Here is a 10869-nt window from a genome sequence, read left to right as displayed (position 1 = left end):
GCGTCCCATATGCCGCCGTTCGCATCCTTCGCCCTCTTGTGCATGCACTGCTTCGGTGACGTTCTGAGAAAGCCCTCCGCTGGAAGTCAAACTGCTGACTTCCCTTCGCGGCTCTTCACGAGAGGCTGTATCGCCATCTGCACCAGGCAGCTCACGCGAGAGGTCATAGTGCCCGGCCCGGCACGCGCCAACCATCGCTACCCTACGATGACACGCTGCACTCCGCGCCAACGTGAGAGGCAACCCGGGGCGTGCAGGAACAGCCGGATCTCCCGGTACAGGAGCCGCGAAGGCCGTGGTGTCACGGCGATCCCCACCAACGCTCCCGGACCCCGGAGTTGAGGTAGCCCAAGATGGATTGCAGATACGTTTCCTGGCGCTTATCGCCCGTGATCGCTCTGCAATGGAGCATATCAGGGATTAAAGCGGATCCTTGTTTTTCCGTGGAGAGGTAGAACGAATAAGTATAAATTAGAAAACTGCAATCTATCCTTGAGACGATTTTAGATGATCAGGGCCTCACCATCGCCTCCGGAAAAGGCGGGACCGGGAAGACGACCGTGGCCGCGAATCTCGGAACAGCACTGGCCCGTATGGCAGGGAGACCTGTATCGTCGATACGGATATGGGCATGGCCAACCTCGGGTTGGTGCTGGGGCTCACAGAGACGCCGGTCACGCTCCACGAGGTCCTTGCAGGGAAGGCGCCGATCCAGGACGCGATCTACGAGGGGCCCTACGGCCTCAAGGTCGTCCCGAGCGGCCTCTCGCTTGAGGGGTTCCAGAACGCGGATCCCGCGCGGCTCAGAGACGTGATGTGCGATCTGGCCGACCGCTGTGACTTCCTCTTCTTCGACGCGCCTGCCGGCATCGATACCGATGCGGTCATACCGCTCACCGTGGCGGACGAGGTGCTGCTGGTGGTGAACCCCGAGATCTCCTCGCTCGTGGATGCCTTAAAGATCAAGATCCTGACGGAGATGGTCGGCGGCACCGTCAAGGGAGCGCTCCTCAACCGGGTGACCCTGGAGAGCACGGATGTGAGCCGGAAGAAGATCGAGAAGGCCCTTGGCGTGCCGGTCATCGACACGATACCCGAGGACGCGAACGTGAGAAGGGCGGCGGCGGCGAGGACGCCGGTCGTTGCGAAGTATCCGGGGTCCGAATCGTCAAAAGCATTCCGGAGGGTGGCGGCCACCCTGGCGGGTTTCCCCGTCGCGGAGGAGCCCGAAAAGGTCCGGAAGGGTTTATCGAGCGGCTTGCCCGCGCACTATTCAGGAGAGAACCAGAATGATCGATATCAACGCACTCATGATAGTTCTGCTCTCGGTGACCATCATCTGCCTGCTGTTCATCATGTACGTCATGTACGTGCGCATCCAGCAGCTCCTCACGGAGGTCGATGCGCTGACGGGCAGGATGGAGATCACCGGCAACGAACTGGAACAGCTGACACGGAACGTCGAAGAGTATAAGAGAATGCGAGGATAGCCCCCCCATCTCCGCTCCCGAAAGGCGAAACTATATGTGCAATTTGAGCACATAGTATAGAGGAGGGGCCATAGGGTAGCCTGGCCATCCTAGGAGACTGGGGGTCTTCTGACCTGCGTTCAAATCGCAGTGGCCCCATCGTACCTTTTTTGTCTTCGCCGGACCCAGTTATCTTCACCATGAGACTTCACCAGGGCTGCACGGACTGCCTGATCTCCCGTGTCGAATACGAAAGCCGGCTCTGCACCGACGATCCGGCACTCGTCCGGGCGACCGTCGGGGCATGCCGGGACCTCCTCCAGCGCTCGCTCGCCGACCCGGTGGCCGCGCGCCGGTCATCGCGAGCCGCGTGCACCGTCTTGCCTACCGGATGATCGGCAGCACCGACCCGTACCGGGCCTTGAAGCAGGCGAACAACAGGGACGCGATGGCGGTCTCTCTGGCGGTGCGCGGCAGCCTCTCGACGTTCCGCGATCTCGTGCTCGCGTCGGTCATCGGCAACACGCTGGACTACGGTTCAAAGGCCCATACCGTCACCGACGACTTCGTCGGGTTCTTCCGCCGGGAGTTCGCCGCGGGGCTGACCGTCGACGACACCGACGGGATGGAACCCCTCAACTCCCGGGTGGTCTACCTCGCCGACAACTGCGGGGAGATCGCCTTTGACGCCCTCCTCGCCGATCACCTCAGGAAGAGCGGGTCGCACGTCACGTTTGCCGTCCGGGGCGCCCCGATCTTAAACGACGCGACGATCGAGGATGCGGTGGCGCTCGGGCTCGACCGCCGGGTGGACGTGCTCACCACCACCACGGACGGCATCGCCGAACTCGGCCTCAACCGGGACCTTGCCCCGCCCGCCCTCGCCGACGCGCTCGACCGTGCGACGCTCGTCATCGCCAAGGGCATGGCAAACTACGAGTCGCTCTCCGACGAGGGCGACCTCCCGCCGGTGGCCTACCTGATGTCGGTGAAGTGCGGCCCGATCGGCGCCGACATCGGCATCCCGGTCGGCTCCCGGATCGCCCTCCTCCGCGAGTGATCCTTCAGGGGCCCCGGGGCAGCGCGGACCCGGGATCTCCCGGGCGATGCCGCGTCAACCCCTCTGACCATATATAATAATTGCGGCTATGTCGATAAAGTATTTAAACGCTTTTTAATCATAAAAGAACGATAAAAAATGATATTTTCGCATTTGATTACTTTAATTCAGCCATTAAATTATAGAGAAAAATTATATATCAGATAATATAAACATTGGATCGGGGTAGAGCCACACCCAGCGACCATCAGTCATTCAACTTCCATCAGCGATCACCACAACCATCCACACACCCATCAGCAATACAGGGATTCCATCGAGGGGCGCCCCGGGCACACATGGCCGCCCCTGCACCAGCATTCAACGACTACAAGCGAGATTTCACCGGGCTCACGAAGTATTCGGGTGTGGGCCCCCCACCTCATTCCTTTTTCCGGGAACCAGCGCAAAGGAGCCTCGGGTAGAGCAAAACGGGGGGCGATGGCGGGGATCATCCTGCCGCCCGCTTCACGGTGCCGGGCGTTCGGGACGAAACGACAGGTCCCGAAGGCCCCCGGGGATGCACGCCGGCAGGGCAGGAGCACCCGGACGCAGTACTTCGCTCATTTTGACACCCGGTATCGATCGATGCGGTCGCGCGCAACACCCCAACAAAGAGTTAGCGGTACCCCGGATACCAGTGCAGTGATTCCAAACGAACGGACCATATCTGGCCTTCGTCCCTTCCCGGCACGGAGCGCTCCCCTCGGCAACCCCCACCCGCCCGCGCTTCACCGGTGGCATACCCATGCGCTTCCCCGGCACCTACCCGCCCGCGCTGCATATCCTCCCCCGCCTCCGAGAGGCGGGGGCGGTCATCAATGGCGATAGCCAGTGGGAAGCCGTGTCGGGGAGCGGTGCTGACGCCAGTTTCCCGAAAGACCGGGAAGAATCGGCCGGGGAGAACCGGCTGGAAACTGGTTCTTCCCCGGGATCTCCCCGTGCAGTGGACCGTGGCGGCTATCGCCATGGGGGGAGAGGACCGGGTACCCGTACGTACCTCCTCAAAGCCCCGCCCCCGGAGGGGGGGCAGTACATGGGGATACCCGGGAAAAGTCGTCTCCCGGGATGCAAACCCCCGGATAGTGTGAAAAAGGGTCGATACTCTCCTCCGCCGAGAGTGCCGGTAATTGAGAATCGTTGCACGAGAGGATGGGGATAACGATACTGCCTCTCGCGTTGAGCGCGGGGCCGCGAAGGGAAGTCAGCGGTTTGACCCCCAGGGGAGGGCTTTCTCAGAACGTTAGCGAAGTACCGGGGCGCGGTGCGATACGGCCACGCCGGGAAGAACAGCAGTTCAGGTAAGAGAGGTGAGGGCACCGCGCCCTTCACCCGAATATCTTTTTAGACATCTCCAGCGCCTCAATGGCAGGCATCTTCTTCCCGGTCAGGAACTCGATTGCCGCCCCGCCGCCGGTGGAGATGTGGGTGAACTGGTCTTCGATGCCGAGCCGCTCGATGGCCGCGCCCGAGTGCCCGCCGCCCACCACCGAGAACTCAACGGCCGAGGCCGCCTTCAGGAGCTCGAAGGTGCCGACGGCGAACGGCTCCTCCTCAAAGAGCCCCGCAGGGCCGTTCACCACGACCGTCCCCGACGCCGATATCACCTTTGCAAGGCGGTCGATCGACTCGACCCCGAGGTCCAGCACCTGGGCATCCTCCGGGACGGCGTCGACCCGGTACTCCACCCGCTCGCCGTCCTCGCGGACCGCGACCGCGTGCGGCATCAAGATCCGGTCCCGGTAGGTCTTGAGGAGGTCTGTTGCCCTCTCGATCTCACCCCGGTAGCCGAGGTCGTCGATCAGCCGGGCCGACGGCCGCCCGATATCGTAGCCCGCCGCAAGCAGGAAGACGTTTCCAACCACGCCGACCACGATGACGCGGTCGGCCGTCCCCCGCGCGAGAACGTTCTCTGCGACCGCGATCGAGTCGTCCACCTTCGTCCCGCCAAGGACGAAGGTGACGGGGCGCGGGGCGCCGGAGAAGACCCGGGAGAGGTTTGCGACCTCCTTCTCCATCAGGAGGCCGGCCACCGACGGGAGCACGAGCGGCAGCCCCACGATCGACGGCTGCGACCGGTGCGCCGTGCCGAACGCGTCGTTGACGTAGAAGTCAGCCATCGACGCCAGTTTCCGCACAAGGATGGTCTTCTTCGCCTCTTCCGGCTTTAAGGTCAGGTTCTCCTCGGCGGCAAACCGGAGGTTCTCGAGCATCAGGACGTCCCCGCGCTTCGCGTTCCGGATCGCCTCACGGGCGCACCGCCCGAAGATATCGTCCACGTAGGTCACCGGGCGGCCGAGCAGCCGCTCCAGCTTCGCCGCGTGCGCCTCAAGCGTCGTGTAGTCCTTCTTGCCGGGCCTGCTCTGGTGCGTGAGGACGACAAGCCGCGCGTCCTCAAGTGCCTGCACCGTCGGCAGGTGCTCCCGGAACCTCTTGTCGTCAAGGATCTGGTTTGAGGAGGGGTCGATGGGGGAGTTGAAATCCACCCGCAACAGCACCGTCCCCTTCAGTTTCCCTGCATCAGCAAGCGTACCGATCTCCACCGGGTATCACCTGTACCCTTACTCAGGCGCTCCGTGCCTTAATCTTTTTCAGGCGGAAGAGCTCCTCACGTTCCATCTCATCGAGCCGCATCTTGATGAAGTCCCGCGCCTCGGTGAGTTCCGGGATCACCTTGAACTCGAGCGCGTTCACGCGCCGCTTGGTGCTCTCGATCTCGTCGAGCAGCCGCTTCATGGTCGTCTCGATCTCGGCCGCCTCGATGATCGCCTCAAGCAGGTCCTCAAACGCCTCTGCGGTCTCGTCGATGACGGCGGAGGTGCCGAGCATCCCGTAGCCGCGGTCGAGCACGCCCTTCCGGACGGAAGACGCCTCGATCTCCGGGACGACGACGCCCATGATGTTCTTGCTCGAAAGGGAGATTGCGGGGATCTCCGACGCCGAGAACGCGGCGGCCTTCACCCCGATAGCCCCCTCGACGGTCTCCGCGAGGGCGATCATCTCCATTGCATGTGTGTAGCGCTCCAGCAGTGCACCGCGGCTGTCTTTTGCCTGCTGCAGCACCTTGAAGAACTCAAGGATCAGCCCATCGCGCTTCATCTTTAAGATGTTGTAGCCGCGCTCCGAGAGCTTGATCCGTCGCTTGATGTTGATCAGTTCAGATCGGGTCGGCTTGATGTCTCGCAGCGCCATGGATGCTTACCCCTGGGCCTTCTTGCGGTACTTCGGGTGATACTTCTGGATCAGTTCGCGGTCGATACGCACCAGCTGCTCCTCCGGCAGCGTCGAGAGGAGATCCCAACCGAGTTCGAGCGTCTCGACGATCGACCGGTCCTCATACAGGCCCTGCCTGACGAACCGGTCCTCGAAGAGGTCGGCGAACTCGAGGAACATCCGGTCGCGCTCCGAGAGCGCGTCCTTCCCGACGATGGCGACAAGCCCCCGGAGGTCGTTCCCCTCCGCGTATGCCGCGTAGAGCTGGTCCGAGACCTTCTTGTGGTCCTCGCGGGTGTGCCCCTTCCCGATACCGAGGTTCATCAGGCGGGAGAGCGACGGCAGCACGTTGATCGGCGGGTAGATACCCTTCCGGTGCAGATCACGGTTGACCACGATCTGGCCTTCGGTGATGTAGCCGGTCAGGTCCGGGATCGGGTGGGTGATATCGTCGCCCGGCATCGTCAGGATCGGGATCTGGGTCACCGAGCCCTTGACGCCCTTGATGATACCGGCACGCTCGTAGATGCTTGCAAGGTCCGTGTACATGTATCCCGGGTAGCCGCGCCGCCCGGGCACCTCCTCACGGGCCGCGCCGATCTGGCGGAGCGCCTCGCAGTAGTTGGTCATGTCCGTCAGGATGACGAGCACGTGGTAGCCGAGGTCGAACGCCAGGTACTCGGCGGTGGTGAGCGCGAGACGCGGCGTGATGATCCGCTCGACGGCCGGGTCGTCCGCGAGGTTTAAGAAGACGACCGCCCGTTCAAGGGCTCCCGTCTTCTCGAAGTCGGCCATGAAGTAGTTGGCCTCTTCCCGGGTGATGCCCATCGCCGCAAAGACCACGGCGAACTCTTCCTTCGACCCGGGCACCTTTGCCTGCCGGGCGATCTGGAGCGCCACGTCGTTGTGGGGCAGACCGGACCCCGAGAAGATCGGGAGTTTCTGGCCCCGGACAAGGGTGTTCGTCCCGTCGATCGTCGATATACCCGTCTGGATGAAGTCCGCGGGGGACGCACGGGCGTAGGGGTTGATGGCCGCGCCGGTGATCTCGAGCCGCTTTTCGGGCACGATCTCCGGGCCGCCGTCGATCGGCTTGCCGCCGCCGGAGAGGATACGCCCGAGCATATCCTTCCCCACCGGCATCTTGATCGTCTCGCCGGTGAAGCGGATGCCTGAGTCCCTGCCGATACCTGCGGTGGTCTCGAAGACCTGGACGACAACGACCTCGTCGCTCGTGTCCAGCACCTGGCCGCGCTTGACCGTGCCGTCGGCGGTCACGATGTTGACGAGCTCGCTGTATCCCACCGGCTCCGTCTTCTCGACGAAGACCAGGGGGCCCGCAATCTGTGCAACCGTTCTGTACTCCTTCATGATCACGCCGCCCTTATTGCATCAAATTCAGCTTCCATGTCCTTTCGGATCTTCGCAAGCACCGGCTCGTAGTCCTTGATGAACTTGATCTGCACAAGCTCGTTCTTGCTCTTCACGCCGACAACCTGCTGCGGGGTTGCGCCGCCTGCCTGGGCGGTACGCGCAAGGTCGGCGTAGAACTTGATCGCCTTCATCATGTCGTACTGCTTGGACATGGGGCAATAGGTGTCCACCGCGTCGTAGGCGTTCTGCTGCAGGAAGATCTCGCGGATCATCCGCGCCACCTCGATGGTGACCTGCTCCTCGTCGGGCAGGGCGTCTGAACCGACCAGCTGGACGATCTCCTGGAGTTCGGCCTCCTTCTGGAGGACGCCCATCGCCCACGCCCGGAGCGGGTTCCACTCGGGCGAGACCTCGCGGTCGTACCACTCGTTGAGCGCATCGAGGTAGAGCGAGTAGGAGTTCAGCCAGTTGATGGCCGGGAAGTGCCGGCGCTGGGAGAGCTTCGCATCGAGCGCCCAGAAGACCTTGACGATACGCAGGGTGTTCTGGGTGACCGGCTCGGAGAAGTCGCCGCCGGGCGGAGAGACCGCGCCGATGACCGAAACCGAACCGCCTGCCCCGTTCAGGGTGATGACACGGCCTGCCCGCTCGTAGAACTCCGAGAGGCGCGCCGCAAGGTATGCGGGATACCCCTCTTCGCCGGGCATCTCCTCAAGACGGCTCGAGATCTCACGCATGGCTTCGGCCCACCGGGAGGTGGAATCGGCCATCAGGGAGACGTCGTAGCCCATGTCTCTGAAGTACTCGGCGATCGTGATCCCCGTGTAGACGGACGCCTCACGGGCCGCGACCGGCATGTTCGAGGTGTTCGCGATCAGGACCGTCCGCTCCATCAGCGGGCGGCCGGTCTTCGGGTCCTCGAGTTCCGGGAACTCGGTCAGCACCTCGGTCATCTCGTTGCCGCGCTCGCCGCAGCCGATGTAGACGACGATCTCGGCATCGGACCATTTGGCGAGCTGCTGCTGGGTGACCGTCTTGCCGCTCCCGAACGGTCCGGGGATGGCCGCCGTTCCGCCCTTTGCGATGGGGAAGAGACCGTCCAGGATCCGCTGACCGGTGATCAGCGGGATGTCCGGGTTCAGTTTCTGTTTCACGGGGCGGGGCACACGGACCGGCCAGCGCTGGAGCATCACGATCTCGGTGCCGTCCTCGAGGGTGCAGATCGTCTCGTCCACCGTGAAACTGCCGCCCACGATCTTCTTGACCTTGCCGCCCTTCGCGTTCGGGGGGACCATGACCTTGTGGACGATGTTCGTCTCCTGGACCGTGCCGAGGATGTCGCCGGCCTTGACGGCGTCGCCCGCCTTCACCGTGGGCACAAACTCCCACTTCTTCTCGTGCGAGAGGCCGGGGGCCGAGACACCGCGCTCGATGAAGTTGCCCATCTTGTCCACGAGCACCTCGAGCGGCCGCTGGATCCCGTCATAGATACTGGTCAGCAGGCCGGGCCCGAGTTCCACGGCGAGCGAGAGGCCGGTGTTCGTCACCGGCTCACCGGGCCTGATGCCGGCGGTGTCCTCGTAGACCTGGATGATGACGTTCTCACCCTGGATCTTGATGACCTCCCCCATCAGTTCCTCATTGCCGACCTTCACCACGTCGTACATGTGTGCGTCGAGACCAACAGCAGTGACGACCGGCCCTGAAATTCGTTTCAGGGCTCCCTGAGCCCCGTTCTCCTTACTTTTCTTCATTACTTCCACAGATCAACACCCACCGATCTCTTGATTCTCTCTCTCATCGACAGGCCGCCCTCCTCTCCGCCGATGGCGATCACCGTCGGCTTAACGGAGTTCTCGAGGACGGTGCGGAGCCGCAGGGGGACCCGCTCCATGTCACTGCCTTTCAGCACAAGGATGCCGACGTCTTTATCCTCCAGCACCCGGTTGATGTGCTCGACCAGCCGTTCGTCGGTCTCGGCCGCGTAGGTCCTCCTGACACCCGCGAGCCTGAAACCGAGGATGAATTCACCGCTACCGACAACTGCGATCTCCATGCTTACATCACCAGGTAGCCCTGTAATCGCTCGCCGGGAAGGCCGGCCTCCTTGCCCCGGGCGAGAGCGCGAAGGTTCGCGACCTCGTACTTCTTCTCTTCCAGGTAGACGATGACGGGCAGGACCGAGAACGGATACCGCTTGGACATCCGTTCCATCTGGTCGAGCTGGACCCGGGTCAGCGCAACCTCGATCGCATGCAGGGCGGTCTTGCCCCGGATGGCCTCGAGCGTGTTCAGGAGCGGGACTGATCTCACCCGCCGTTTCAGGGCGTCGATGAACTCGTCTTTGTCCTCAAGCCCCGAGAGCCGCTGCAGTTCTTCCACCGAGAACGAGCCGCCGGGGATCATCAGTTCCCGCACGTCCTCATGGACGCGCCCGGCCCGGAGGCGGAAGAGGTTCTGGATGTTCCGGGTATCGATCTCGAGCTCGATGTACTTCAGGAATACGTTCCCACCCTTGACACCCGCTCTGGCATCGGCGATGAGCCGTGCGTAGTAGCCCTTGTAGAGTTCGTTCTCCAGGTGGGCAAATGACCCGGTCTCGATCGCGTGGGGAAGTTCCCGTTCGAGGACCGGGTAGAACTGCTCGCCCCTGAGGGCCTCGACAACCCGTTCCGGGGAATCTTCGGCGATCAGGCGGTCGAGAGCAATCCGGTCAAGCCTGCCGGCCGGGACCAGGACCTCCTTGATCCTGCCCGGCGACATCCCCTGCATCTTGCCGCGCAGGACGGTGACGACGTTCTGGATATCCCAGCGCCGCAGGTAACTCGCGGTGAAGTACTTCAGTTCCCCGGGCACAAGGTCCAGGATGTTCTGGTACTCCTTTGCGAGGTTCCAGCTCAGGGCCACCTCGACGAGGTTGATACCGGAGAAGGAGGTGCCGAGTTCATCGATCTCGGACCGATACTTGGTCTCACCGATGAACCGGGTGATCTCAGGCAGGCTCATATTCAGCATCCGGAGATAATCTTCGCGCGGTATCAGCCGTGACCTCCTTACGCGCATGCGGGTGCAGGCGTAGATGTAGTTGGTTGCCAGTCCGCTGCTACTTATCCCTGCCATGTATGAACCCCCTCACGTAAACAGGATATCCGACGCATCTTTCAGGGCGGATTCCCAGACTTCATCCAGGAACGTGCTGTAGCTGTAGTCGATCTGCAGGTCGCCGTCGGCGCTCTCGACGATGATGCCGCCGGGGATCTCGACGGGCGCGCCCACGGTGTAGCCCGAGAGGGACTGTGTCGCGCCGAGGACCTTTTCGACGACCGGGATATCCCGCCTGTTTGCGTGCACGGTGCCCTTCTTGATCTCCTCTGCCGCTCTCTTCAACAGGTCTGTGAGCGCCTTCTCGTGGAACTCAGCAGGCAGATCACCGACAGCAGCGAGCGAGGCCGAATAGACCTGATCGAGGAGCGTCTTCTGGGCGTTCAAGACCTGCCGCTTGACGACGAGGTTCGCTGCCGAGGCTTCCTGGTTGGCGATGTGGGCGGCAGCCCGGTCCACCTCCTCTTCGGCCGAGACCTTGATCGCGGCAGCCCGGGCCTGTGCGTCCTTCAGGATCTCCTCGACGTCGGCCCGGGTCTCTGCCCGGACCGCCGCGACCTCTCTTCGCCCTTTCTCCCGGATCTCGTTGACGACTGCTTCGAGTCCCATGGT

9 protein-coding genes, 1 tRNA gene and 1 pseudogene are annotated in these 10869 nt (G+C 62.8%); 4 read left to right on the top strand and 7 right to left on the bottom strand.

The genetic code is table 11. The annotated features are described in order from the left end of the window. Window positions 1-560: 560 nt before the first annotated feature. The 4 genes and pseudogenes from minD (at window position 561) to QZ408_RS08765 (ending at window position 2529) form a co-directional block, all read left to right on the top strand. A pseudogene (minD, locus tag QZ408_RS08785) lies at window positions 561-1474 on the top strand (cell division ATPase MinD). A gap of 80 nt (window positions 1475-1554) precedes the next feature. Further along, a tRNA-Pro gene (locus QZ408_RS08775) sits at window positions 1555-1628 on the top strand. A gap of 41 nt (window positions 1629-1669) precedes the next feature. Next, complete coding sequence (locus tag QZ408_RS08770; RefSeq protein ID WP_292490958.1) at window positions 1670-1864, top strand: hypothetical protein; 195 nt, start codon at window positions 1670-1672, stop codon at window positions 1862-1864. Then, the gene (locus tag QZ408_RS08765) at window positions 1840-2529 is read left to right on the top strand and encodes an ARMT1-like domain-containing protein (protein WP_292490956.1); all 690 of its coding nucleotides are present in this window, start codon (window positions 1840-1842) and stop codon (window positions 2527-2529) included. The genes QZ408_RS08770 and QZ408_RS08765 overlap by 25 nt, the downstream gene beginning before the upstream one ends. A 1367-nt stretch (window positions 2530-3896) precedes the next feature. Here QZ408_RS08765 and QZ408_RS08760 read toward each other — a convergent pair. From QZ408_RS08760 to QZ408_RS08730, 7 genes are read right to left on the bottom strand one after another with little or no spacing between them, the layout of a single operon-like run. After that, on the bottom strand, window positions 3897-5111 hold the full coding sequence (locus QZ408_RS08760) for a phosphoglycerate kinase (protein WP_292490954.1): 1215 nt from the start codon (window positions 5109-5111) through the stop codon (window positions 3897-3899). Window positions 5112-5133: 22 nt separating this feature from the next. After that, window positions 5134-5760 carry a V-type ATP synthase subunit D gene (locus QZ408_RS08755; RefSeq protein ID WP_292490952.1) on the bottom strand — a complete coding sequence of 209 codons (627 nt, stop codon included), beginning with the start codon at window positions 5758-5760 and terminating at the stop codon, window positions 5134-5136. A gap of 6 nt (window positions 5761-5766) precedes the next feature. Then, window positions 5767-7152 carry an ATP synthase subunit B gene (locus QZ408_RS08750; RefSeq protein WP_292490950.1) on the bottom strand — a complete coding sequence of 462 codons (1386 nt, stop codon included), beginning with the start codon at window positions 7150-7152 and terminating at the stop codon, window positions 5767-5769. 2 nt (window positions 7153-7154) lie between these two features. Next, window positions 7155-8909: an ATP synthase subunit A gene (locus tag QZ408_RS08745; protein ID WP_292490948.1), complete on the bottom strand. Its 1755-nt coding sequence runs from the start codon at window positions 8907-8909 to the stop codon at window positions 7155-7157. Next, window positions 8909-9211 (bottom strand): V-type ATP synthase subunit F, encoded by a 303-nt coding sequence (locus QZ408_RS08740; RefSeq protein WP_214076049.1) that lies wholly within the window; start codon window positions 9209-9211, stop codon window positions 8909-8911. Before QZ408_RS08740 ends, QZ408_RS08745 begins: the two co-directional genes overlap by 1 nt. 2 nt (window positions 9212-9213) lie before the next feature. Then, entirely contained in the window at window positions 9214-10275 is a 1062-nt protein-coding gene (locus tag QZ408_RS08735) for a V-type ATP synthase subunit C (protein WP_292490943.1), read from the bottom strand. Between the two features lie 12 nt (window positions 10276-10287). Next, window positions 10288-10866 carry a V-type ATP synthase subunit E family protein gene (locus tag QZ408_RS08730; protein ID WP_292490941.1) on the bottom strand — a complete coding sequence of 193 codons (579 nt, stop codon included), beginning with the start codon at window positions 10864-10866 and terminating at the stop codon, window positions 10288-10290. Between the last annotated feature and the right edge of the window lie 3 nt (window positions 10867-10869).

It is taken from the genome of Methanoculleus sp. 10, assembly GCF_913757945.1.
Taxonomy (GTDB): Archaea; Halobacteriota; Methanomicrobia; order Methanomicrobiales; family Methanoculleaceae; genus Methanoculleus.
The sequence above is the reverse complement of the archived record's forward strand: the minus strand, read 5'-3'. Positions and strand labels throughout refer to the sequence as shown.

Bases quoted from the DNA above. Each gene is read 5' to 3' on its own strand.
- QZ408_RS08770 (WP_292490958.1), top strand. From the start codon at position 1,670: ATGAGACTTCACCAGGGCTGCACGGACTGCCTGATCTCCCGTGTCGAA.
- QZ408_RS08755 (WP_292490952.1), bottom strand. From the start codon at position 5,760: ATGGCGCTGCGAGACATCAAGCCGACCCGATCTGAACTGATCAACATC.
- QZ408_RS08750 (WP_292490950.1), bottom strand. From the start codon at position 7,152: ATGAAGGAGTACAGAACGGTTGCACAGATTGCGGGCCCCCTGGTCTTC.
- QZ408_RS08745 (WP_292490948.1), bottom strand. From the start codon at position 8,909: ATGAAGAAAAGTAAGGAGAACGGGGCTCAGGGAGCCCTGAAACGAATT.
- QZ408_RS08740 (WP_214076049.1), bottom strand. From the start codon at position 9,211: ATGGAGATCGCAGTTGTCGGTAGCGGTGAATTCATCCTCGGTTTCAGG.
- QZ408_RS08735 (WP_292490943.1), bottom strand. From the start codon at position 10,275: ATGGCAGGGATAAGTAGCAGCGGACTGGCAACCAACTACATCTACGCC.
- QZ408_RS08730 (WP_292490941.1), bottom strand. From the start codon at position 10,866: ATGGGACTCGAAGCAGTCGTCAACGAGATCCGGGAGAAAGGGCGAAGA.